Here is a 23,295-nt window from a genome sequence, read left to right as displayed (position 1 = left end):
CTTAGCAATTGGTCGTTCGGGCGATGGATCCGGCTAATCCGAGCTGGCGTCGGCGCGGCGGATCGGCTTTGATGCCGCGCCTCGCCGTTCCGCCGCTCTCAGCCATCTGTCGACCGTGGACATCATCCAAGATCCCGTCTTCTACCTCGTCGCCCTGCCGGCCGTGATGGCCATCGGGCTGTCCAAGGGCGGCTTCGCCGGCGTCGGCACCATGGCGACGCCGCTGCTCGCCCTCTACGCGCCGCCCCTGCAGGCCGCCGCCATTCTGCTGCCGATCGTGATCATCCAGGACATCATCTCGATCTGGGCCTATCGGCGCGACTGGGATCCGTGGAACCTGAAGATCCTGCTGCCCGGCGCGGCGCTCGGGGTCGGCCTCGCCTGGGGGATCGCGGCGCATGTCTCGGACGACGCCATCCGCATTGCAGTCGGCCTGATCGGGCTCGGCTTCGTGCTCAATGTCTGGTTCGGCCGCACCCCGAAGGAGATGCGCAAGCCCAACCCGGTCGCCGGCGTGTTCTGGGGAGCGCTGTCGGGGTTCACCTCGACCCTGTCGCAGGGCGGCGGCCCGCCCTTCCAGGTGTTCATCCTTCCACAGAAGCTGCCCAAGCTGCGCCTGGTCGGCACCACCACGATCTACTTCGCCGTCGTCAACGCCCTGAAAGTGTTGCCCTACTTCGCGCTCGGCCATTTCACCGGCGAGGCGCTGGGCACCTCGACCGTGCTGCTGCCGCTCGCCGTCGTCACCAATTTCCTCGGCATCTGGCTGGTCAGCCGGACCCCGACCCACCTTTTCTACAAGATCAGCTACGTGCTGATCTTCCTGATCTCGATCGCGCTGTTGTGGCAGGGCGGGTCGCACCTCTGGGCGCGCGCCTGAGGCGGCGCCCGGTCGGGCCGCGACATTGTTTCGAGGCGGGCCGTATTGGAGGCCACGCCGCGCTTCGCTAACCTCGCTCCGACGCATTTTCAGGGAGTGATTGCAGATGAGCCAAACGGCCTACGACACCGACCTCGACCGCAACCCGGCCAACCACCAGCCGCTGACGCCGCTCGTCTTCCTGGAGAGGGCCGCGCGGGTGCATCCCGATCACCTCGCCGTGGTGCACGGCCCGCTGCGCCGCACCTATCGCGAATTCCACGCGCGGGCCAAGAAGCTCGCCTCGGCATTGGCAAAGCGCGGCATCGGCCGCGGCGACACCGTCTCGGTGATGCTGGCCAACACGCCGGCCATGCTCGAATGCCACTACGGCGTGCCGATGACGGGCGCCGTGCTCAACACGATGAACACCAGGCTCGACGCCGCCATCATCGGCTTCTCGCTCGACCATGCCGACGCCAAGGTGGTGATCACGGACCGCGAGTTCTCAAAGGTGATGAAGCCGGCCCTCGACGCCGCCAAGGTGAAGCCGCTGGTGATCGACTACGACGATCCCGAGTTCACGGGCGCGGGCGAGCGGATCGGCGCGCTCGACTATGAGGAGCTCGTCGCGGACGGCGACGAGGGCTTCTCGCGCCAGGGGCCGGGCGACGAGTGGGACGCGATCTCGCTCAACTACACGTCGGGCACCACCGGCAATCCCAAGGGCGTCGTCTATCACCACCGCGGCGCTGCGCTCCTGGCCATGGGCAATGTCGTCACCTGCGGCATGACCAAGCACCCGGTCTATCTGTGGACCCTGCCGATGTTCCACTGCAACGGCTGGTGCTTCCCGTGGTCGATCTCGGTCGCGGTCGGCACCCATGTGTGCCTGCGCCAGGTGCGCGCCAATCTGATGTACGAGCTGATGGCCGAGCATGGCGTCACCCATCTGTGCGGCGCGCCGATCGTGATGTCGACGCTGCTCAATGTGGCGCCCGGCGACCGCAAGATCCTCGCCGGCCCGGTGCAGTTCTTCACGGCGGCGGCGCCGCCGCCCGAATCCGTGCTGGTCGCCATGAAGGAGGCCGGCTTCGAGGTGACGCATCTCTACGGCCTCACCGAGACCTACGGGCCGGCCGTCATCAACGACTGGCACCGCGACTGGGACTCTCTGCCGGTCGACCAGTGGGGCACCCTGAAGGCGCGCCAGGGCGTGCCCTACATCCCGCTCGACGGCCTCAGCGTGAAGGACCCCGCCACCATGGCGGACGTGCCGGCCGACGGCACCACGCTGGGCGAGGTGATGTTCCGCGGCAATGTGGTGATGAAGGGGTACCTGAAAAACAAGAAGGCGACCGACGACGCTTTCGCCGGCGGCTGGTTCCACTCGGGCGATCTCGGCGTGATGCATCCAGACGGCTATGTCCAGCTCAAGGACCGCGCCAAGGACATCATCATCTCGGGCGGCGAGAACATCTCCTCCATCGAGGTCGAGGACGCGCTCTACAAGCACCCGGCCGTGGCGGCCGTCGCCGTGGTGGCCAAGCCCGACGACAAGTGGGGCGAGACGCCCTGCGCCTTCGTCGAGCTGCGCGAGGGCATGACCGCGACGTCCGAGGATCTGATCCAGTGGTGCCGCCAGCACCTCGCCGGATTCAAGTGCCCGCGCCACGTGCTGTTCGTCGAGATCCCGAAGACCTCGACCGGCAAGATCCAGAAGTACAAGCTGCGCGAGATGGCCAAGGAGGCGTGAGCCGAAGTCCGAGTGATCAGGTCGGATCCAGGACAATTGACGTCAACGCTCGGGGCTGCCCCCCGACCCCTCCCCGCCGCTTCGCGGGGGGAGGGGAGTCGAAGCGCCTCAGCTCCCCTCCCCCCGCTCGCGAAGCGAGTGGCGGGGAGGGGTCGGGGGTGGGGGGAAGCCCCGGGGCAATGACGTTGGTTGCTCTCGCCCCGAGCCGATCGCAGCCCCCGGTCAATCCACCTTCAGCCCGAGGCGGCGCACCAGGCCGCCCCATTTCTGCTCCTCGCGGTCGATGTCGGCGGCGTACTCCTCCGGCGAGCTGGTCAACGGCTCGCCGCCTTCGGCGCGGATGCGGCCCTTGACCTCGTCGGACTGCACCACCCCCTGCAGGATGGTGTTGAGCCGCGAAATGATCGGCTGCGGCGTGCCGGCGGGCGCCAAGAGGCCGTAATGCAGCACCGACTCGAAGCCGGGCAGGCCGGATTCGTCGGCGGTCGGCACCTCGGGCAGCAGCGGGAAGCGGTTGCGGCTCATCACGGCGATGACGCGCAGGGTCTTCGCCTCGATATTGCCGAGCGCCGGCGCCAGCACGCCGAACGCCACCGGCACATGGCCGCCGACCAGGTCGTTCATCATCGGCCCGGTTCCCTTGTAGGGCACCAGCGTGACGTCGACCCCGGCGCTCGCCCGGAACAGTTCGGCCGTCATGTAGCCGCCGGTGCCGACCGCCGAGGTGCCGATGCCGAGCGTGCCGGGCGCCTGCTTGGCCGCCCGGATCACGTCGGCGATGGTCTTGCCCGGAAACGACGGATTCGCCAGCAGCGCCACCGGCATCGAGGCCATCAGGCCGATCGGGGCAAAGTCCTTGCGCGGGTCGTAGCCGGCGCTGGCGAACAGGCTCGGATTGACCGAGATGGTGCCGGTATGGCCGAGCAGCAGCGTGTAGCCGTCCGGCTGGGCGCGGGCGACCGCACGGGTGCCGATATTGCCCCCGCCGCCGCCGCGGTTGTCGACGATCACCTGCTGGCCGAGTGACGCCGACAGCTTGTCGGCGACGATGCGGGCCATGGCATCGTTGCCGCCGCCGGCCGGGAACGGCACCACGAGGGTGATGGGGCGGGTCGGCCAGGCCGGCGCCGTCGTCTGGGCGAGGGCCGGGGCAGCGGTCTCGATCGCGGCCGGGGCGGCCAGCAGCAGGGCAGCGAAAGCCAAGCTGGCTCGCCGCGACACGCGTGCGTGCATCCGCATCTCCTTGTCGTCCTCTCGGGGCTCGTCGGGTCGTTTTCTTGGGGGCGTCCTCTCCGGGGCGCTCTCCCGCACTCTCCAACAACCAGCCGGCGGCCGCTGCGGCAAGCGAGCCGGCGTGGCACGTCAAAGATTGTCTGAAGATATATCTTGCGCTATGTCTCATCTCATCCTATCTAGCGATATATCAAGAAGGAGAAAGACATGTTTGGACGACATTGTGCCCCCCATGAGAGCGAAGGCCACTCGGCCGCCGGCCGGCACGGCCGCGGACGCTTCGGCGGGCCGCCCGGCTTTGGCGGCGGGCGCGGCTTCGGCGGCGGTGATTTCGGCCGGGTCGGCCGTATGCTGGCGCAGGGCGACCTGCGCCTGCTGGCGCTCGCGCTGATCGCCGAGCAGCCGCGGCACGGCTACGAGATCATCAAGGTGTTGGAGGAGAAAACCGGCGGCTGGTACGCGCCGAGCCCCGGCATGGTCTACCCGACCCTGACCTATCTCGAGGAGGCCAGCTACGTCACGGGGCAGGCCGAGGGCAGCAAGAAACTGTACACCATTACCGAAGAAGGCCGCGCCTACCTGGCCGAGAACCGCGATTTCGTCGACGCGGTGCTCGAAAGGCTGGAGGCGGTCGGCGAGAAGGCGGAGCGCTGGCGGCACCGCGCGGAGCGGGACGAGGAGGCGCAGGGCCCACGCGTGACCCGCCTGGTCGATGCGGCGATCGGCAATCTGCGCGACGTCGCGGCCGAGCGCTTCGCCGCCGATACGGATGCGGAAGCCCGAATCGTCGACATTCTGGCCCGGGCCGCCGCGGAGCTGCGGAAGATCTGATCAGGTCAAGCAGGTCGATGAAGCAGAGTAAACCAGGGGGCGGCGGTCATCGGCGGGCCTTGAAAGCAGAACCGCCGGCCTCGTTCCCGAGAGCCGGCGGATCTACGAAACAACAACGATGTAATTCTAACGACGTCTCAGTGTACGCTGCCCTGGTGCCTGATCCGGACGATCGCATCCTTGAGCTGCAGTTTGCGACGCTTCAACTCGGCGAGCTGGAGTTCATCGACTGACGGATGCTGGAGGGCCTCCGATAATTCCGCCTCCAACATCCGATGCCGTTGTTCGAGGTCAGCAAGCGAGAGCGTGGCCATATGGCGATTCTCCTCTTTGTCAGATTGTTGCCTGACTCGGATAGTGTGCCATGACAATTCCGACGAGTCGACGGTGATTGATTGTGCGCCGCACCGAAACGGCGTCGTGGTCCGTGACCGCCCCCGTTGGAAAGCTTGAAAAAATGCGGTCGGCGCGCGATACAATGCGGCGAGAGGCCGCGACCGAGTTTGACCGGGTGATGACAGAACCGCAGCCGGTGCAGCGGTCCGAGGACCGGATTGGTCCGATGACGAAAGCGTGATGACTCGAGTCCGGCGGCTCGAGCTCGATGACTCTGGCGGTCGGTGGGCGAACGCGGTCCGATGAACGAGAACGAAGCCGACCTGACGGGACAGCTCGCACGCCTGCGGCAAGAGCATCGCGACCTCGACGTCGCGATCTCGGCCCTGCAGGACGCCCCGGGCTCCGACATTCTCCAAGTCCAGCGGCTCAAGAAGCGCAAGCTCTGGCTGAAGGACCGGATTTCCTTCATCGAAGATCAGATGACACCCGACATCATCGCCTGAGCCGGCCGCGTCCGCTCCGGGCCGGGGTCTCCCGCCGGCTGCGCTTGCGGGCGTACATGGCGGCGTCGGCTCGTGCCAGGGCAGCCGCGGCATCGGCCGGGTCGGCGAGAGGCGCCGTGCCGGCCGAGGCGCCGACCGCGATCTCGGCCTCCCCCCAGTGCACAAGGGTCGCCGCGATCATGGTCTCGAGGGTGGTGGCCTTGGCCGCCGCGTCCGCGTCGGCGAGATTCCACAACAGCACGGCGAACTCGTCGCCGCCGAGCCGCGCCAGCAGGTCCGAGACCCGGACGTGGCTGCGCAGCACTGCTGCCACGGCCTGCAGCACGGCGTCGCCGGCGGCATGGCCGTGCTGGTCGTTGACCGGCTTGAAGCCGTCGAGATCGAGATAGACCAGCACCAGCCGGCCGCCATAGCGCTGCATGTGGGCGGCCGCCCGGGCGAGCTCGCGCTCGAAGCCGCGCCGGTTGAGGAGGCCGGTGAGCGGGTCGTGAAGGGCGTGCGCCTCGAGCTCGACGACCCGGGCCTGTGTCGCGGCGAGCTCGGCCTCGAGCCGCGCCACCTCATGGGCGAGCCGGGTCGTGACCTCGACGCGCTCCACCTCGCCGGCGAGCCGCCCCGGACCCGAGCGGGCCGGCGGCCGCGCCGCAACGGCGGGCTCCGCATCGGCAGCCTCGGATGTGGCGGCCGGCTGTCGCCGGATCGGCCCGCTGTGCCCCGTCCGCCGTTCCGCCGATTTGCCCCGCATCGCCGCCGCCATCCCCCGGCCGCACCGGTGTACGTGATTCGGGGCCATCGCCGAAGTGCGCCGCGTTGCTTGCCAGGGGGACGACCGTACCTATAAAACGCGCGCTTCCGGACCGCGCATGCGGCCGTCCCCGTTACCGAGAGACTCAGATGAGCGCGACTCCGGTGGCCATCATCATGGGCAGCCAGTCCGACTGGGCCACCATGCGGCACGCCGCCGAGACGCTCGACGCGCTCGGCATCGGCCATGTGAAGCGCATCGTCTCGGCCCATCGCACGCCGGATCGGCTTTACGCGTTCGCCAAGGGCGCGCGGGCCGCCGGCTTCAAGGTGATCATCGCCGGGGCGGGCGGGGCCGCCCATCTGCCCGGCATGACGGCCGCCATGACGATCCTGCCGGTGCTGGGCGTGCCGGTGGAGTCGAAGGCGTTGTCCGGCGTCGATTCGCTCTACTCGATCGTCCAGATGCCGCCCGGCGTGCCGGTCGGCACGCTGGCCATCGGCCGCGCCGGCGCCATCAATGCGGCGCTGCTCGCCGCCTCCATCCTGGCGCTCGACGATGCGGCGCTGGCCGGCCGGCTGGAGGACTGGCGCCGCCGCCAGACCGAGGCCGTCGCCGAGGCGCCGACCGAGGAGGCCTCCGCGTGATCGTTCCGCCGCGTCCGCTGGGGCCGGACGCCACCATCGGGATTCTCGGGGCCGGACAGCTCGGTCGCATGCTGGCGCTCGCCGCCGCCCGGCTCGGCTTCAAGTGCCACGTGCTGTGCCCCGACCCGCAGTCCTGCGCCTTCGACGTGGTGCGCCGGGTGACCGAGGCCGACTACACCGACAAGGAGGCGCTCGACCGCTTCGCCAACGATGTCGACGTGGTCACGTACGAGTTCGAGAACGTCCCGGCCGAGACCGCGACGTTTCTGTCGGCCAGAAAACCGGTGCTGCCCGATCCGAAAATCCTCGCCACCACCCAGGACCGCCTCGCCGAGAAGACTTTTGTCACCTCGCTCGGCATCGAGACGGCGCCCTTCGCCGCGGTCGACGACCTGGCTGGGCTGGAAACCGCCCTGGCGGCCGTGGGCCGCCCGGCGGTCCTGAAAACCCGGCGGTTCGGTTACGACGGCAAGGGCCAGGTGACGATTCGGCCGGGGGACGATCCCGCGGTCGCCTGGGCCGAGATCGGCGAGCAGCCGGCGATCCTCGAGGCCTTCGTGCCGTTCGAGCGCGAGATCTCCGTCGTGGCGGCGCGCGGCCTCGACGGCACGGTGCAGAGTTTCGATCTCTGCGAGAACCAGCACCGCGACCACATCTTGAAAGTCACCCGGGTGCCGGCGGCGGTGCCCGACGTTGTCGCGGCCACGGCCCGCGACATTGCGGTCCGGATCGCCGAGGCGTTCGGCTATGTCGGCGTCCTCGCCGTCGAGATGTTCTGGGTCGCGGAGGGCGGCGGGCGGGTGCTGGTCAACGAGATCGCGCCCCGCGTGCACAATTCCGGCCACTGGACGCTCGACGGCTGCTCGGTGTCGCAGTTCGAGCAGCATATCCGCGCGGTGGCAGGTTGGCCGCTCGCCGTGCCGGTCCGCCACGGCCGGTCCGAGATGCTCAACCTGATCGGCGCCGAGGTCGACGACCACAAGGCCTGGCTCGCGGTCCCCGGCGCCGCGGTGCACCTCTACGGCAAGCCGGTGGTCCGCCCCGGCCGCAAGATGGGCCATGTCAACCGGGTGTTTCAGGACTGAGGGGCAATCGCTGCGGGGCAGGGTCCCGCGAATGCGTCGATATCGCGACGCATGATGGACTTCGCCGCGCGTTTCTGCTACACGCCCGCCCACCTGGGAGCCCGCGCGATCGTCCGACCGCTGGCGGACCGCCCGCCAGATCAACGACAAGCTTTCGAGAGGACGCTTCGTGCAGGTACTCGTTCGTGACAACAACGTCGACCAGGCCCTGAAGGCGCTGAAAAAGAAGATGCAGCGCGAGGGCATCTTCCGCGAGATGAAGCTGCGCGGCCACTACGAGAAGCCCTCCGAGCGCAAGGCGCGGGAGAAGGCCGAGGCGATCCGGCGCGCACGCAAGCTCGCCCGCAAGCGCGCCCAGCGCGAGGGCCTGATCCCCGGCAAGCCGAAGCCCGTCCTGCGGACCGGTGGTCCCGGTGGCGCCCGCGGCCCGGGTGGGGCCGGCGGCGGCTTCCGCAGCAGCGCTCCGCGCTGACCGGCGACGGCGCGGGCGGTAACCTCGTCCGCGCGAAATTCTTCGACAGCGGCGGCCCGCCCCAAACTTGCCGCCTTTGTCCGTGACCCAAGGCCTGCCGCGTCGTCGCGGCGGCTGTTTGGGCGTCACGAGGACGATCATGACGACGCGGTGCGAGAGTCTCGGCTGGTCTGGCCTGAGCCGCGCCGATTTTCCGATGCGATCCCTACAAGACCGATCCCCACAAGACCGTGACCTCGCCACGCGATCGCCAGGGCGGCGCCTCGCTTGGCTGTCCACCGTGCTGGTGGCCGGCGCGCTGGCGCTCGGCGGCTGCTCCACCATCATGAACATGCCGACCACGACGGTCGACGATTCGGCATCGGCGGCCTCGCCCGCCAACCTCGCCTCGCTCACCGCCGTCCTCACCAAGAATCCGAACGACCCGCAGGCCTACAACATGCGCGGCTCGGTTCTCGGCCAGTCCGGACGCTACCAGGATGCGCTGGCCGACTTCAACAAGGCGATCGCGCTCGATCCCAAATATGCCCAGGCCTATGCCAATCGCGGGCTGGCGCAGCGGCAGACCGGGCAGCTCGATCAGGCACTCGCCGACTACGACCACGCCCTGCAGATCGATCCGGCCTATGCGGTCGCCTATGTGGGTCGCGGCATGGCTCATCGCGACAAGGGCGAGCTGCTGCAGGCCCTGCAGGACTTCAACAAGGCGATCCAGATCCGGCCCGACAACGCCCAGGCCTACTACAATCGCGGCCTGCTCTATCAGAGCCAGCGGCAGTACCAGTTCGCCATCGACGACCTCTCGACCGCGATCGGGCTGTCGCAGCAGCAGGCCGAGCCGTATGTCGCGCGCGGCCTCACCTACATGGCGGTCGGCGATCTCAAGGCCGCGGCCGGCGACCTCGACGACGCCGTCCTGGTCGAGCCCGAGAACGCCCAGGCCTGGGCCAGTCGCGGCCTCGCCTATGAGCGGCTGAACGACAAGGAGAAGGCGGCCGGCTCCTACGCCCGCGCGATGAGCATCCGCCCGGGTTACCAGTCCGCCGGCGACGGCTTCAAGCGGGTCGGCGGCGAGGTCGGCAAGACCTACACGACGTTCAACTGAACCCGCGCCCGCAATTTTCGCCGATATCGATCCATACTCCGCTCATTCCCGTGCAAGCGGGAATCCACGTCTTTCTTTGCGGGGCTCCTGGGTCCCCCGCTTTCGCGGGGACGAGCGGCTCGGTGCATACTTACTTCGGCGGGAGAGACACAGGTCACTCCAGCGCCTCGGGCTCCGTCGCCAGGAAGGCCTTGACCGCATCCAGCGCGCCGAAGTCGTCGAGATCCTCGTGGTCGGCGCCCTCCAGCCGCACGAAGCGCTTCGGCGCCCGGATCTCTGCATAGAGGCGCTCGCCGAAGCCGATCGGGATGGTGCCGTCGGCGGTGCCGTGCAGGATCAGGGTCGGTGCCGTGATGGACGGCGCGCGCAGATCCGAGCGGAACTGGTCCTTCATCAACAGCCCGATCGGCACGAACGGGTAGGCGCGGCGGGCGACATCGGCCGTCGATGTGTAGGGCGCCTGCAGGATCAGCCGGGCAACCGGGCGGGTCGCCGCCAGCGCCACCGCCACCCCGGTGCCGAGCGACTCCCCGTAGGCGACGATGCGGCCCGGCCCGTAGCGCTCGGCGCAGAAGGCGTAGGCGGCGTCGGCATCCATCAGCAGCCCGGCCTCGCTCGGCGATCCGGTCGAGCCGCCGAAGCCCCGATAGGCGACCGCCAGCAGGCCGACGCCGTCTTTCGTCAGTGCCGCAAACCGGGGGCCGCGATGCCGCAGGGCGCCGCCATTGCCCTGCAAGTAGAGGATCACGGGCCGGTTTTCGCGCGGTGCCAGATGCCAGGCGACCAACCGCTCCCCGTCGACCGTGGCGAGCGTCACCTCCTCGGCCTGCGGCAGGTGCGCCGCGGTCGGGGCCGTGCGGGCCGTATCGGGCCGATACATCAGCCAGCGCTGGCCGAGAAAAAGCAGCACCACGAGGCCGGCATAGACGGCGACCGCCGCGAGCAGCAGGCGCACCACCATTGTCGTCATGATCGGGGTCGGCCGACGGGGCGGCGGGTCCCGGGGCCGCGCGGCTGCGTCATCGGTCCTGCGTCGTCCGCCGCTTGCTCTTGGGAGCTGCCGTCGCGGGCCTCTCGGAGTCCGGTCCGTAGGCCAGGAAGAACGGGTTCTGGTAGCAGTTGCCGCCCATGCCGGCGATCGTCTGCTGGCACTGCCAGAGATTGGCGAAGTAGCAGTTGGTGGCGCCATCGAAGGCGCCGCCATACTGGGCGCACCACGGATAGATCGGATAGGCGACGGCGCGGCTCGCCTGCATGTCGGCAGCGAATGCCGTGGCCACGAGCCCGAGCGTGATCATCAGGGCACGCATCGGCAACCTCCTTCACTGATGGTGCGATCCGCCACGCTATCACGCCGGCCCGGCTGCGGGCAGGCGCCGAGCACGAGCCCATGCGGAAGCGGCCATGCTCCACACGCGGGGACGCCGGAGCGACGGCCGGCAGCAGACGCGTGTCTGTCGCCGCGCCGATGCGGGGTTCGATCCTACTGGGTGCGCTGCTTCGACTTGCGCGCCGGCGCCACCGGCCGCTCGGAGTCCGAGCCGTAGGCCCAGTAGAACGGATTCTCGTAGCAGGTCCCGCCATTGCCGCTGATCGCCTGCCGGCACTGCCACAGATTGGCGAAGTAGCAGTTGCTGCCGCCGCCGCGGCCGCCGCCGTACTGTGCGCACCAAGGATATATCGGATAGGCCTCGGCGCGGTTCTGCCGCATGTCGGCGGCAAAGGCCGCCGCGACGAGCCCGAGAGCGATGAGCCATCTCCGCATCGTGACCTCCTCGGCTGGGTGTCGGTCCGCTCGGCGAGCGTCCGCTTGGTGTTGGTGGTCGACCGCACGAGGCTACCACGCCGGCCGCCGGGCGGGCAGGCGTTCGGATCACGATCGGTCACGACCCCGTGCAGGGGCGAGGTCGACGGCGCCGGCCCGGCCGGCGGGCCGGATCAGTTCTGCCGCACCCGGCGCCGCTCGCGCGGCTGCGCGGCGCCATAGCCGTAGAACGGGTTCTCGTAGCAAGTGCCACCGTTGCCGCTGATCGCCTGCCGGCATTGCCACAGATTGGAGAAGTAGCAGTTGGTGGCGCCGCCGCGGCTGCCGTACTGGGCGCACCACGGATAGACCGGGTAGCTCTGCGCGCTCGCTGCTGCGGCATCGAGGGCGAAGGCTGCTCCGAGGGCCGCGAGGGCGAGGAAGGCCGAGCGCATGGGATCCTCCACGGGTTTGCGGCGCACGCGTCGAGCCGCCCGCCGCGGTTGTGCTCCTTTAGAAGCCGCGGCGGACAGAATGGTTCGACAATCCCGCGATCGTGTTCGCGCGGTCGGGGTCACTCGCGGTTGGGCGTGAAGCCGCAGGCCATGCCGGCGATGATGATGCGCTGGATGTTCGAGGTGCCCTCGACGATCTGCAGCGACTTGGCGTCGCGATAGAAGCGCTCGGCCGGATACTCGGTGGAGTAGCCGTAGGAGCCGAAGATCTTCATGCACTCGTTGGCGGCGTGCACGGCCGCCTCTGAGGCGGCGAGCTTGGCGACCGAGGTCTCGTACTGGCTCGGCTTGCCCTGGTCCTTCAGCCAGGCGGCGCGATAGACCAGCATCTGGGCGGCCTGATGCTCCACCACCATGTCGGCGATCTGGGCCTGCACCATCTGGTGCTGCGAGATCGGCTTGCCGAACTGGGTGCGGCCGTTGGCGTAGTCGATGGCGAGATCGAGGGCGCCGCCGGCGAGCCCGAGCGCGCCGGCCGCGCAGCCGAGCCGGGTCTGGTTGAGCTGCCACATGCAGATGCGAAAGCCCTCGCCGGGCTGGCCCAGCACGTTCTCCTTCGGCACCTTCATGCCGTCGAAGACGAACTCGCCGGTCGGCGCGCAGTGCAGGCCGAGCTTGGTCTCGATCGGCCGCGCCGAGACGCCGGCCCAATTCTTCGGCTCGATGATGAAGGCCGTCATGCCCTTGTTGCCGGCGCTGCGGTCCGTGTAGGCGTAGAGCAGACCGGCATCGCCGACATGCGCCTGCGAGATCCACATCTTGTTGCCGTGGACCTCGAAGTGGTCGCCCTTGTCGATCGCATGCGTCTTCATGCTGGCGACGTCGGAGCCGGTGTTCGGCTCGGTCATGGCGAAGAAGCCGAGCTGCGTGCCGGCGACCCAGCCGGGAACGTATTTCTGCCGCTGCGCCGGCGTGCCGAACTTCGACACCGTCAGGGCGGGGCCGAGATTCTGCATGTTGAAGGGCAGCCGCCACGACGCCGAGATCTTGGCGATCTGCTCGGCCATCAGCACGGATTCGAAGAAGCCGAGGCCGGTGCCGCCGAGCTCCTCGGGCACGGCGCAGCCGAAGAAGCCGAGCTCGCCCATCTTGGCGACGCGCTCGGGCTTGAAGGCGTGGGCGCGCTCCTCCTCGGCGAGGGTGGGGGCGATGTCCTCCTCGGCGAAGCGCCGCGCCGTCTCCTGGACCATTCGTTGTTCGTCATTGAGGTCGAATTGCATCGGAGTTCCGTGTCACTGTCACGTTCGAGGATGAATGCGCATCGCGCGATGAAACGGCCCGCGGCTGGGCGCGGCGTCTCGCACCGGTAGCCCGGGCCGGGCAGACGATCAATCGATCAGCAGCAGAACGTCGCCGGCCGCCACGGCGTCCTTTTCCTGGACGCGCACCGCGAGAATCGCTCCCGCGCACGGCGCGTAGACGAGATGCTCGGCCGCGCCGGTGGCGACGACCACCAGCTCGTCGTCGGCCTCGACGGTGGCGCCGGGCTCGACCAGCACCGACTGCACGATTCCTGCGAGCGGCGCCCGCACCTCTTCGGCCATGTGCTCTCCCCCTTCAAGGACCGCGGTCCGGACCGGCCGGCGTCGCGGCGAGCGCAGTCAATCATCCCGGGGCGGGACAGGGCAACCGGTCCGAACGACGGAGGGGAACGGCCGGTCGAGCGCCGGCGCGAGGTCAGTGCTTCAGCTCGGAGATCGGGTCGCCCGGCTCCCAGCCGAGCGCGAAGCGGCCGGCCTCGGTCATCCGCTCCGGCGTCCACGGCGGGTCCCACAGCAGGCGGACATGGACGCGCGGCGTCTCGGCGAAGCGGCGCCGCACCGCGTCGCGGGCCTGGGCCGCCATGGTCTCGCCGAACGGGCAGGTCGGCGCCGTGGTGGTCATCTCGACCACGATGCCCTCGCTGGTCCAGTCGGCCCGGTAGACCAGCCCGAGATCGACGATGCTGATGCCGATCTCGGGATCGAGGACCTCCTCGAGGGCGAGCAGGATGTCGGGATCGTTCATGGATCATCCTTGCCGGCGGGCCGGTCCGGTCGTGGCGTCTGCGCCGGGTCGGCGGCCGCGGCGAAGCAACTGGGCGGGCGGACCGCAACGGTCCGGCGCGCAGATTGGGCAGGCGGCGGACCGGATCGCCTTGTCATAGGTCAAAAGCTTGGCGGCTTGGACCAATTCTCGTTCTGGCCAGGCCCCTGGAGCCGGCAACGGGAGATCGCGCCGGGCCGGCTCGGCCGTCGTCCGGTCCGGTCAGGAGCCCTGCTCGGACACCAGCACCCAGTCGCCCTTGCGGATCTCCAGGAGGCGCAGCGCCGACAGGTCGAGGCCGGTGTGGTCGGTCGGCGACATCGTGAACACGCCGCTGGTGCCGATGTAGCCGCGGGTCTGCTCGATCGCGTCGCGCAGCTTGGCGGGCTCGAAGCTGCCGGCGCGCTTCGCGGCCTCGACGACCAGCATGAGCCCGTCATAGGCGTGGCCGCCGAAGGCCGAGACGGCCTGCCCGGTGGCCTTCTGCCAGGTGCTGGCATAGGCCTGCAGCACCGCCTTCTGCGGGTCGCCGTCGGGCAGCTTGTCGGCGACCAGGAGCGGCGCGGCCGGCAGCCGCACGCCCTCGGCGGCCGGGCCGGCGAGCGCGATGAACTGCTTCGAGGCGACGCCGTGGCTCTGATAGAGCGGCAGCGGGATGGCGAGCTGGCGGTAGCTGCGGGTGACGATCGCCGGGCCCTGGCCGTGACCCGCCACCACGACGGCCTGCAGCCCGGCCTTGCGCTTGATGGCGGAGAGCTGCGCCGTCACGTCGGTGTCGGCCGGTCCGTAGGTTTCCTCGTGCGCGATGGTGATGCCGGCCGAAGGCGCCGCCTTGACGCACTGGTCGCGCATCGAGCGGCCGAAGGCGTCGGTGCCGGACATCATCGCGATCGTCGTCAGCTTGCGCCGCTTGAGGTCGGCGAAGATCTTCTCGCAGGCCATGCGGTCCGTGTGCGGGGTCTTGAACACCCATTTGTGCACCGGCTCGACGATCTGCACGGCGCCGCCGAGCGACACGAAGGGGATTTGGGCGGCTTCGAGCACCGGCATCATCGCGAGCGTCGTCGCCGTGGTGGTGCCGCCGATCACGGCGACCACCTTGTCCTGCTCGACCAGCCTGGTGGCGAGCGTGCGCGCCGTCTCCGGGTCGCCGCCGTCGTCGTGCAGGATCAGCGTGAGCGTCTCGCCGTTGACGCCGCCGGCCGCATTGATGGCCGCGACATAGAGCTCGAGCGTGCGCTTCTCCGGCGCGCCGAGATACTCGGCCAGCCCGGTCGCCGAGACGACGGCACCGATCCTGACCTCGGCCAACGCCGGTCGCGCGCCGGCGAGAGCGAGGAGCGCCAGCACGGCGGCGGCGAGCGCGAAGACGAATCGGCGAGTAGCGGACATACGGGGGCTCCCTCCCGGGCGACAATGGGTTGCTTCCGTCCCGACGTGAACGAATTCTTGTTGTTCGAACCGTGATCTTGACGGCTGCGGGGAGCGAGCGCAAGCGCCGCACGGAGAACTCACGCGCCCGCGCGCAGGGCGCCCTGCGCCGCGGTCCTACGGAAGCGGGGCGGGGCGAAGCGGTGATAGAAGCGGTCGTCGCCCGCCGCCATCTCGGTGAGGAGCGCACCCGGCGCGAAGCGCGGGCCGTCCTTGGCTGCGAGCCGCCGGCACAGGGCCGCGAAGGCGGCCGTGCCCATGTGGTCGATCCAGCTCAGCGGACCGCCCGTGAACGACGGAAAGCCGAGCCCGAGCACGGCAGCGACGTCGGCCTCCCGCACGTCCGTGACGACCCCCTCCTCGACGCAGCGCACCGCCTCCAGCACCTGAACGGCGAGAAGCCGCTGCGCGATCTCGGTGATGTCGGCGGGCCCCGGCCGGTGCCAGGATCGTCGCGGGGCCGGCCGGCCGCCGCCGGCCGGCTCGCTCCCCACCGCGCCGGTCGGCCCAAGCCGCTCGGCGAGCGCCAGCGGGCCGACCGCCATGCCGGCGCAACGCGCCGCCGTCTCGATCACGGCTTTGGGCACCCCTTCGGCCAGCAACTGGCGGCCTTCGCCGAGATAGCGCATCGCGAGCCGCGGCGTGTAGGGCGCGCCGGCGACCATGATCGGCGTCTTGCGTAGCGCCCGCACCAGGTCGAAGGCGGCGGCGAGCGCAGTCGCGCCGGTTTTCAGGCCGGCGACGATCTCGACCAGCGGCGTGTCCTCCGCCGGACCGACATGCAGCCCGAGGACGCGGGCCGGCTCCCGGCAGCCGGTCGCCAGCTCGTCGATCGCCAGCGTCGAACAGGTGAGGGCCAGCATCGTGTCCGGGCCGGCCGCGGCGTCGATGCGGGTCAGCAGGGCGGCCGCCGCGCGGCGATCCTGGCCGACCGCCGCGACGACCAGGTCGCAGCCGGCGAGCCGTTCCCATCCGGCCGCGGCATCGTCGCCCTCGCGGCCGGTGTCGATTGGCACCACGTCGAGGCCGGCCTGCACGGCCGCCTGCGCGATGCCGGCGCCCGTGCAGTCTGCGCCGACCACGCCGATCGTGCGCATCGCCCGGTGCGGCACGCCGGGCGGCCGCCGTGCGCCCTTGTTCAGCTCCTGCACCGAGACGAAGCGGACGCTCATCAGCGCGACAGCCTCGGGCGTCCGCAGCACCGCCGCGAACAGCCGCGCCTCGACGTCGAGGGCGAGGTCCATGGGGAGCTGCAGGCCCTCGTAGACGGCCTGCAGGATGGCGCGCGCCGCCGGATAGTTGTTCGCGGTGTCGCGGCGGCAGCGCGCCACCTCGGCCGCGAAGGCGGCGCTGCCGGCGCTCGACCACAACGGCTCGCCGGGCGGACGAAAGCCGGGCCGGTCCCACGGCGCCACGGCGCTGCCGCCCGACAGAATCCACGCCTTGGCGGACGTGATCAGATCGCTCGGCGGCACGATGTCGTCGATCAGCCGCAGCGCGCGCGCCCGCTCGATCCCGATGTGGTCGCCCGACAGCATCAGGGCGAGCGCGTCGGCGAGCGGCGTCAGGCGGGCGATGCGCTGGGTGCCGCCGGCGCCCGGGAACAGGCCGATCCGCACCTCCGGCACGCCGACGCGGGTGCGGGTGTGATCGGCGGCGATGCGGCGATGGCAGCCGAGCGACAGCTCGAAGCCGCCGCCGAGCGCGGTGCCGTCGATCGCCACGACCCACGGCTTGCCCGAGGTCTCGATCCGGCGCGCCAGCCCCGACAGCCTGCGACCGTCCGCGAGCACGCGGCGGGCCGCCGCCTCGGCGCCCTCGCGCAGCACCAACGCGTCGAGGCCGCGCCCGAAGGCCTCGACCATCACCAGGTCGCCGCCGGCGCAGAACGTCTCCTTGCCGGAGCACAGCACGGTGCCGCGCACCGCGGGGTCGGCCGTCACACGGACCAGGATGGCGGAGAGCTCGTCGATGACGTCGAAGTCGATGACGTTCATCGAGCGCCCGGGCATGTCCCAGGTCACCACCGCGATGCCGTCGGGATCGATCGCGACCGTGAAGCTGCGCTCCGCCATGGCGTGGTCCGCCGGGTTCACCAGGGCTCGCCGGAGCGGTGCAGATAGCGTGCGCCGGTCGCGTCGCGCTCGGCGCGCAGGTCGGCGTCCGGATAGCGCACGCTGTCGGCGCCGGCGCGGCTGCCGACCTCGAGAAACACGGCGTCGCGGTCCGAGCGGTTGACCAGGCAGTGGCCGTTCTCGGCGCCGGCCTTCCAGGCGGCGGCGTCACCCGGCCGCAGCACCGTCTCGCCGTCGTCCTCGCACAGCACAACCTCGCCTTCGAGCACGAAGACGAGCTCGTCCTCGGCTAAATGCCAATGGCGTTGCGAGGACGCCGCGCCCGGCGCCAGCCGGCAGATGTTGACGCCGAACTGGCCGAGGCCGGCGGCTCGCCCGATCCGTTTTCGCGCACGCCCCGCGACGGCGGCCCGGAAGGGCTCCGGATAGCCCGTGGCGGTGTCGAGCGGGATGGCATCGATGTCGATCTTCGGCATGGGGCGTTGGTCTCCTGCTGATGCTGGCGGGGGTCGCGGGCTCATACCCGCTCGATGATGGCGGCGGTCGCCATACCGGCGGCCGCCGTGGCGGCGATCAAGGCGAGCGTCCGGTCGCGGCGCTCGAGCTCGTCGAGGGCGCGACCTAGCATGATGGCGCCGACGGCGCCGAGCGGCCGGCCGAGCGCGATGGCGCCGCCATTGGGATTGACCCGCATGGGGTCGGGGCCGAGCGTGCGGATCGTCTCGATCGTAGGCCCGGCGAAAACCTCGTCGATCTCGATCACGTCGATGTCGGCGATGATCAGCCGCGCCCGGCGCAGCGCCTTGCGGATGGCCTCGGCCGTGCCGTCGAGGCCGGGGCGCGGCTCCGTCGCCACGGTCGCGAAGGCGCGCATCCTTGCGCGCGGGCGCAGATCCGAACGGCGGCCGATCCGGCGGTTGCCGATCAGCACGGCACCGGCGCCGTCGGCGGCAGTGGCGCTGTTGCCGGCGTGATGCATATGCGCGACTGCCTCGACCTCCGGATGGGCCTGGATCGCCACCGCGTCGAAGCCGGCCTCGCCGAGCGCCGCGAAGGACGGCGGCGCCGCCGCGAGCGTGTCGAGCGCAGCGTCCGCCTGCACGGTCTCGTCGCGGGTCAAGAGCGTGATGCCGTTGACGTCGCGCACCGGCGCGACCGCCTGGCGGAAGCGGCCGTCGGCCCAGGCCGCCGTGGCGCGGACGTGGCTCTCCACCGCGAAGGCGTCGAGCCGGCTGCGCGACAGGCCGGCACGCGTCGCGATCAGGTCGGCGGCGATGCCGGGCGGAACATGAAAGGCGGCGAGCGCGACGGACGGATCGACGGCGAGCGCGCCCTGCACTGGAACGCTGCGGCTCGCCGAGCCGACCCCGCCGGCCATCGCCATGTCGTGCTGGCCGGCCATCACGGCGGCGGCCGCCAGGTTCACGGCATCGAGCCCCGAGGCGCCGAAGCGGTCGAGCAGCAGCCCCGGCACGGCGGCGAGGCCGGCCGCGATCGCGGCGGCGCGGACCAGGCCGGCGGCGCACTCGCCGACAGGATCGACGCAGCCGAGCACGATGTCGTCGACGAAGCCGGGGTCGAGCCGGTTGCGCGCCTTGAGCTCGGCCAGCACGGTCGCGGCGAGCGCCAGCACGGTCACGCTTCGCAGCGTCCCGTCCGGCGCGCCGCGGCCGCTCGGGGTGCGGACATGATCGTAGACGAAAGCGTCCGGCATCCGCTGCTCCCGCCGCCCCTGCGGCGAAGGCGCCCGGGCTCTTGGCGGCCCGGCGAGGGGGCCGGCTCATGTTAGCGGCCGCCGCAGCGGTTCGCCACGGGCGTGGGGCAGCCTCACCCGGGCGCTGCCTCCAATCGCTTGATCGTGATCGTGCCCTGCTGCCGTACGCGAGCGAGATCGTGCGCCGCCTGCAGGCGCAGCCAAGCCTCGGCGCTGCTGCCGATCGCTTGCTCGAGGCGGACGGCCATCTCCGGAGACACAGCGCTCTCGCCGTTGATCACCTTGTAGAGCTGTTGGCGCGTGACCCCGAGGCCGGCTGCGGCCTCGGCCACCGAAAGCCCGAGGGTCTCGATCTGATCCTTCACCAGTCGCCCCGGATGCGGGGGATTTTTCATCGGCATGGTCGTTCTGCTTCAGTGGTAGTCGACGAGATCGACATCGAAGGCGCGGCCATCGTCGAAGCGAAAAACAATCCGCCAATTGGCTCGGACTGTGACGGACCAGAGCCCCTTCAGATCGCCGGTCAGGCGGTGAAGCCGGAAGCTCGGAAGGTTCAGGTCTTCGACCGTCAGCGCGACATCGAGCAGGCCGAGGATCATCTCGATCTTGTCGACATGCTGCGCGTTCACGCCTCTCGGATCGCCGTCCTCGAAAAGCCGCTTCAGTCCCTTGTGCCGAAAGCTCTCGATCATCGATCGTCCTTTCGATCGAGTCAATCGTCAATTTACAGTTGTCAAACCGTGGAGGATCGGCGGCTGCAACGGTCGATTGAAATTCAGCCCGCCGCCTTCGACTGCAGGCGCTGGTCGAAGCGGGCGGTCTCGATCACGGCGCGGACATGGGTGCCGTCGCCCACCGGCTCGACGGCGTCGCGGGCCGTCACCCGGAACGTCAGGGTGCGGCCGTCCACCGCGACGAGCTCCGCCTCCGCCTCCACCCGCATGCCGACCGGGGTGGCGGCGTGGTGCTCGACCAGGAGCCGGACCCCGACGCTCTGCCGGTCCTCCGGCAGCACGCCGGCGATCGCGTCGACGGCGGCCGCTTCCATCAGGGTGACCATCACGGGGGTGGCGAGCGACGCGACGCCGCCGCTGCCGACCCGCGCCGCGGTGTGCTCGGCGCCGACCACCAGGGCAGCGCGTCCCTTGAGCCCGACGATCAGACGGGAAAGATCGCTCATTGTCCGAATTCCCATGGCGGCAATGCCGCACCGACCCTAAATCGCGCCTCGATTAGCCCCGCTTAACCGCTTCTTTACCGTGCTCCGTCGAAAGTCGGGACAAGGATCGCTGATCACGCCCCGATTCCACCGTTCGTTAACGAACTCGGCTCCGGCGCGTCCCTTTGCGGTTCTGTTTCGATGCGTAAAGCCGGGTAACCACATGACAGGCGCGCCAGGGTACGTCAAAGGGAGTCGCCGCGATGCGCGGGACACGGCTCCGGACGCTGCGCGCCGGACCGGATCGTCGTTCCGGCGCTGGCTGAATTCGGTCATCCCGGAGCCCCACGAGGATCTCGCCGCCGCATCTGCCGCCGCGCCGCCGGAGGCGCCCGTTTCGCCGTCGTCCTCCCACCCCGCCGCCGCATACGGGCCGACCGAGCCGCAACCCGAGCGCCCGCAGTCCCACACGCCCTTCTCGGCTGACGCCGCGCCGGCCCAGCCCTTTGCCCGGTCCGCGTCGCGGTCGATGCCGGACCGCGACCTGGTCGCACTGTGCAACCGCTTCGAGGGCATCACCAGGCAGCTCGAGCGGCTGGTCCGCACCACCCTGGATCCCGCCGGCCGCGGTGACGGATCGGCGTCCGCGAAGGCCGAGGGCAACGGGGCCGAACCCTACACGGATGATCCGTTCGACCGGGTCGTCGCCGAGATCGCGGCGCGCCAGCGGGCGCTCGACGGCGAGGGGGCCCCCTCGGTGCCGAGCATGTTCGCGTCCGTGCTGAGCCCGTCGGCCTTGCCGGGCGGGCCCGACCTGTCGCGGCTCGAGGAGCAGCTCCGGCTGATCACCGCCCAGATCGAGACGTTGCGCTCGCCCTGCCGGGCCGAGGAGCTCGCCGGCGATCTGCGCGAGGAGCTCCGCCAGATTGGCCGCGCCGTCCACGATCTGGTTCCGCGCCATGCTTTCGAGGCGCTGGAAGGCGAGGTGCGGGCGCTCGCCGCCAAGCTCGACGAGAGCCGCGGCGCCGCCTTCGATTCGGCCACGCTGGCGCCGCTGGAGCAGGGCCTCGCCGAGGTCCGCGAGGCGCTGCGCGGGCTCGCGCCGGGCGAACTCGCCGGCTCGGTCAACACGCTGTTCCACAAGATCGACCAGGTCTCGGCCGAGGGCCTCGACCCGACCGTGCTGAGTCAGCTCCAGGGCGCCGTCGACACGCTGCGCGGCATCGTCTCTCAGGTCGCCTCCGGCGATGCGCTCGCCGCCCTGGTCGCCGAGGTGCGCGCTCTGTCCGAGAAGATCGAGCGCGAGCCGCCGCCCGCGCCGCCTCCGGCCGAATCGTCGCCGGACATCTTCGCCAATCTCGAACGCCAGATCAGCGGCATCGCCGAGACGCTCGCGAAGCAAAGCGCCGCGCAGGCTGCTGCCCCCGTGTCCGGCGAGACGGCGGCGTCTGCCGCCCCGGCCGTACCGCCGACCCTCGAGCCGCTGATGGCGTCGCTGGCCGAGCGGCTGCAAAAGTTCGACCTGATGGCCGCCGACGAGCGCCCGTCGCTCGCCCCCATCGAGGCGCAGATCAGCCGGCTCGACGACAAGCTCGACCGCTTCCAGGCCGGGCGCGACGACGACGCGGTGCTGCGGCCCCTGCAGGAGCGCATCACCGACATCGGCGACAAGCTCGATCGCATCAACACCGGCGGGCTCGATCCCGCCATGGTGGCGCAGGTCGAGGACCGCATCCGCATGCTCGCCGACAAGCTCGATCGCATCGAGCGGTCGGCGCTCGATCATCCCGGCCTCGCGCCGCTCGAGCAGCGCATCGGCCAGCTCGTGCAGAAGATCGAGCAGTCGGAGTCGCGGCTCGAGATGCTGCCGGCGCTGGAGCGCGGCATGGCCGAGCTGCTCGGCCATGTCGAGGCCCTGCAGACGGCCCGCACCGCGACGCCGGAGGCGACCCCCGCCTTCGCGGCGCTTGCCCGCGACGTCGAGAGCATCCGCCACACCCAGGAGGACGCCGACCGCCGCACCCGCGAGTCGCTCGACGCCGCCCACGGCACTCTCGGCCGCATGGCCGACCGGCTCGCCGCCATCGAAACCGATCTGCGCGCCGCGCCGCGCCGCGTGCCGGAGGCGCCGCTGGCGCCCGAGCCGCCGCCTGTCGCCGCAATCGTCGCTCCCGCTCCCGCTCCGGGGCGTGCGAACGGGTTCGCCATCCCGATCGGCCCGCCGCCGCGGCCGGCCGAGATGCTGTCGCCGCCGGTCGCGCCGCTCGGCGAGACCGGCCTGTCGCCGGACGCACCGATCGAGCCGGGCTCCGGGCCGCCCTGGCAGCGCGGCAGCCGCAGCGCCGCCGACCGCATTGCCGCCTCGCAGGCCGCGCTCGGTTCCGCCGCCGAGCCCGCCGCGCCGGCCGGCGCCCGCCCGAACTTCATCCTCGCGGCCCGTCGCGCCGCCCAGGCGGCGAGCGAGCAGCAGGGCCCGGCCATGCCGGCGCCCGGCCTCGGCGATCCCGAGGGCAGCCGCGGCCGCAAGCTCACCGATCGGGTGAAGGCGCTGTTCATGACCACCAGCGTAATCGTCATCGCGCTGGCCCTGGTGCCGATCGGCCTGCGCTCCTTCGGGCCCGACGGCGGTCGCCCGGTCGAGATCGCCGCGCCCGCGCCGAAGGCCGACGACACGACCGCGTCGGTCGCGACCGTCCCGGCCGACACGGCCGGGCGCAGCAACGCCAAGCTCGCCGACCTGGTTCCGCCCACCGATCTCGCCGCGGCCGCCCGCGCCCTGGCCGCCGCCTCGCCGACCGCCAAGGCGCTGATCGAGCGCCATCTGCCGAAGATCAAGGACGAGACCTCGCTGCTCGCCCCGCCGACGCCGTCGGCCCCTGCCACCGTGCCGGCCGCGCCGCCGAGCCTGCCGGCGGCGACGGCGTCCGCCCCGGCGCCCGCCCGCACCCTGGCCGCGCTGCTGAAGTGCCCGGCCGGCATGGCCAAGGTCGTCCTGGACGGCGCGGCGAAGGACGCCCCCGGCGTGAAGCTCGCCTCGGTCGCCGCGTGCATCGACGC

The 23,295-nt window shown here is 70.7% G+C and carries 25 protein-coding genes and 1 pseudogene; 9 read left to right on the top strand and 17 right to left on the bottom strand.

Annotation, left to right across the window (positions count from 1 at the left end):
* Positions 1-115: 115 nt before the first annotated feature.
* On the top strand, positions 116-880 hold the full coding sequence (locus HXX10_RS26745; protein ID WP_296526375.1) for a sulfite exporter TauE/SafE family protein: 765 nt from the start codon (positions 116-118) through the stop codon (positions 878-880).
* 106 nt (positions 881-986) lie between these two features.
* On the top strand, positions 987-2,615 hold the full coding sequence (locus HXX10_RS26740) for an acyl-CoA synthetase (protein ID WP_296526374.1): 1,629 nt from the start codon (positions 987-989) through the stop codon (positions 2,613-2,615).
* Positions 2,616-2,837: 222 nt separating this feature from the next.
* Here HXX10_RS26740 and HXX10_RS26735 read toward each other — a convergent pair whose 3' ends face one another.
* Positions 2,838-3,848 (bottom strand): tripartite tricarboxylate transporter substrate binding protein, encoded by a 1,011-nt coding sequence (locus HXX10_RS26735; RefSeq protein ID WP_296526373.1) that lies wholly within the window; start codon positions 3,846-3,848, stop codon positions 2,838-2,840.
* Between the two features lie 348 nt (positions 3,849-4,196).
* On the opposite strand from HXX10_RS26735, the gene HXX10_RS26730 reads away from it, so the two are divergent.
* Positions 4,197-4,679, top strand: a complete 483-nt coding sequence (locus HXX10_RS26730) for a PadR family transcriptional regulator (protein ID WP_367142033.1) — start codon at positions 4,197-4,199, stop codon at positions 4,677-4,679.
* 137 nt (positions 4,680-4,816) lie between these two features.
* Here HXX10_RS26730 and HXX10_RS26725 read toward each other — a convergent pair whose 3' ends face one another.
* Positions 4,817-4,993 (bottom strand): DUF465 domain-containing protein, encoded by a 177-nt coding sequence (locus HXX10_RS26725; RefSeq protein ID WP_296526372.1) that lies wholly within the window; start codon positions 4,991-4,993, stop codon positions 4,817-4,819.
* 324 nt (positions 4,994-5,317) lie between these two features.
* On the opposite strand from HXX10_RS26725, the gene HXX10_RS26720 reads away from it, so the two are divergent.
* Positions 5,318-5,521, top strand: coding sequence for a DUF465 domain-containing protein (locus tag HXX10_RS26720; protein ID WP_296526371.1), 204 nt, complete (start codon positions 5,318-5,320; stop codon positions 5,519-5,521).
* On the opposite strand, the gene HXX10_RS26715 is transcribed toward HXX10_RS26720, so the two are convergent.
* On the bottom strand, positions 5,511-6,266 hold the full coding sequence (locus tag HXX10_RS26715) for a GGDEF domain-containing protein (RefSeq protein WP_296526370.1): 756 nt from the start codon (positions 6,264-6,266) through the stop codon (positions 5,511-5,513). The genes HXX10_RS26720 and HXX10_RS26715 overlap by 11 nt on opposite strands.
* Before the next feature lie 149 nt (positions 6,267-6,415).
* Here HXX10_RS26715 and purE point away from each other — a divergent pair, with 149 nt between their 5' ends.
* The 4 genes from purE (at position 6,416) to HXX10_RS26695 (ending at position 9,575) form a co-directional block, all read left to right on the top strand.
* A complete protein-coding gene (gene purE / locus HXX10_RS26710) occupies positions 6,416-6,913 on the top strand; it encodes a 5-(carboxyamino)imidazole ribonucleotide mutase (RefSeq protein ID WP_296526369.1) in 498 nt (165 codons plus the stop codon).
* The gene (locus HXX10_RS26705) at positions 6,910-7,998 is read left to right on the top strand and encodes a 5-(carboxyamino)imidazole ribonucleotide synthase (RefSeq protein WP_296526368.1); all 1,089 of its coding nucleotides are present in this window, start codon (positions 6,910-6,912) and stop codon (positions 7,996-7,998) included. Before purE ends, HXX10_RS26705 begins: the two co-directional genes overlap by 4 nt.
* Before the next feature lie 169 nt (positions 7,999-8,167).
* Positions 8,168-8,470, top strand: a complete 303-nt coding sequence (rpsU, locus tag HXX10_RS26700) for a 30S ribosomal protein S21 (RefSeq protein WP_296526367.1) — start codon at positions 8,168-8,170, stop codon at positions 8,468-8,470.
* A 196-nt stretch (positions 8,471-8,666) separates the two neighbouring features.
* A complete protein-coding gene (locus HXX10_RS26695; RefSeq protein WP_296526366.1) occupies positions 8,667-9,575 on the top strand; it encodes a tetratricopeptide repeat protein in 909 nt (302 codons plus the stop codon).
* Positions 9,576-9,729: 154 nt separating this feature from the next.
* Here HXX10_RS26695 and HXX10_RS26690 read toward each other — a convergent pair whose 3' ends face one another.
* The 14 genes from HXX10_RS26690 to HXX10_RS26625 all read right to left on the bottom strand — a co-directional run bounded on the left by HXX10_RS26690 (position 9,730) and on the right by HXX10_RS26625 (position 20,259).
* A complete protein-coding gene (locus tag HXX10_RS26690; protein ID WP_296526365.1) occupies positions 9,730-10,545 on the bottom strand; it encodes an alpha/beta hydrolase in 816 nt (271 codons plus the stop codon).
* Between the two features lie 49 nt (positions 10,546-10,594).
* Complete coding sequence (locus tag HXX10_RS26685) at positions 10,595-10,885, bottom strand: DUF3551 domain-containing protein (protein WP_296526363.1); 291 nt, start codon at positions 10,883-10,885, stop codon at positions 10,595-10,597.
* 173 nt (positions 10,886-11,058) lie between these two features.
* On the bottom strand, positions 11,059-11,340 hold the full coding sequence (locus HXX10_RS26680; protein ID WP_296526362.1) for a DUF3551 domain-containing protein: 282 nt from the start codon (positions 11,338-11,340) through the stop codon (positions 11,059-11,061).
* Positions 11,341-11,513: 173 nt separating this feature from the next.
* Positions 11,514-11,774 carry a DUF3551 domain-containing protein gene (locus HXX10_RS26675; protein ID WP_296526361.1) on the bottom strand — a complete coding sequence of 87 codons (261 nt, stop codon included), beginning with the start codon at positions 11,772-11,774 and terminating at the stop codon, positions 11,514-11,516.
* A gap of 119 nt (positions 11,775-11,893) precedes the next feature.
* Positions 11,894-13,054 (bottom strand): acyl-CoA dehydrogenase family protein, encoded by a 1,161-nt coding sequence (locus HXX10_RS26670; protein ID WP_296526360.1) that lies wholly within the window; start codon positions 13,052-13,054, stop codon positions 11,894-11,896.
* A 108-nt stretch (positions 13,055-13,162) separates the two neighbouring features.
* Complete coding sequence (locus HXX10_RS26665) at positions 13,163-13,378, bottom strand: acetyl-CoA carboxylase biotin carboxyl carrier protein subunit (protein ID WP_296526359.1); 216 nt, start codon at positions 13,376-13,378, stop codon at positions 13,163-13,165.
* Between the two features lie 133 nt (positions 13,379-13,511).
* Positions 13,512-13,841, bottom strand: a complete 330-nt coding sequence (locus HXX10_RS26660) for a metal-sulfur cluster assembly factor (RefSeq protein ID WP_296526358.1) — start codon at positions 13,839-13,841, stop codon at positions 13,512-13,514.
* A 240-nt stretch (positions 13,842-14,081) separates the two neighbouring features.
* Positions 14,082-15,251, bottom strand: coding sequence for an ABC transporter substrate-binding protein (locus HXX10_RS26655; RefSeq protein ID WP_296526357.1), 1,170 nt, complete (start codon positions 15,249-15,251; stop codon positions 14,082-14,084).
* A gap of 119 nt (positions 15,252-15,370) precedes the next feature.
* On the bottom strand, positions 15,371-17,365 hold the full coding sequence (locus tag HXX10_RS26650) for an enoyl-CoA hydratase-related protein (RefSeq protein WP_296526356.1): 1,995 nt from the start codon (positions 17,363-17,365) through the stop codon (positions 15,371-15,373).
* 17 nt (positions 17,366-17,382) lie between these two features.
* Complete coding sequence (locus tag HXX10_RS26645) at positions 17,383-17,841, bottom strand: cupin domain-containing protein (RefSeq protein ID WP_296526355.1); 459 nt, start codon at positions 17,839-17,841, stop codon at positions 17,383-17,385.
* 41 nt (positions 17,842-17,882) lie between these two features.
* Positions 17,883-19,079, bottom strand: coding sequence for an acetyl-CoA C-acyltransferase (locus HXX10_RS26640; protein ID WP_296526354.1), 1,197 nt, complete (start codon positions 19,077-19,079; stop codon positions 17,883-17,885).
* Between the two features lie 113 nt (positions 19,080-19,192).
* Positions 19,193-19,474, bottom strand: a complete 282-nt coding sequence (locus HXX10_RS26635) for a HigA family addiction module antitoxin (protein WP_296526352.1) — start codon at positions 19,472-19,474, stop codon at positions 19,193-19,195.
* Between the two features lie 18 nt (positions 19,475-19,492).
* Entirely contained in the window at positions 19,493-19,771 is a 279-nt protein-coding gene (locus HXX10_RS26630; protein WP_296526351.1) for a type II toxin-antitoxin system RelE/ParE family toxin, read from the bottom strand.
* Between the two features lie 83 nt (positions 19,772-19,854).
* Positions 19,855-20,259, bottom strand: coding sequence for a hotdog domain-containing protein (locus HXX10_RS26625; protein ID WP_296526350.1), 405 nt, complete (start codon positions 20,257-20,259; stop codon positions 19,855-19,857).
* A gap of 508 nt (positions 20,260-20,767) precedes the next feature.
* On the opposite strand from HXX10_RS26625, the pseudogene HXX10_RS26620 reads away from it, so the two are divergent.
* A pseudogene (locus HXX10_RS26620) lies at positions 20,768-23,295 on the top strand (hypothetical protein); the annotation flags it as partial.

The organism is Rhodoplanes sp., from assembly GCF_013377085.1.
Lineage (GTDB): Bacteria > Pseudomonadota > Alphaproteobacteria > Rhizobiales > Xanthobacteraceae > Rhodoplanes.
This window is presented reverse-complemented; position numbering and strand designations above follow the sequence as displayed.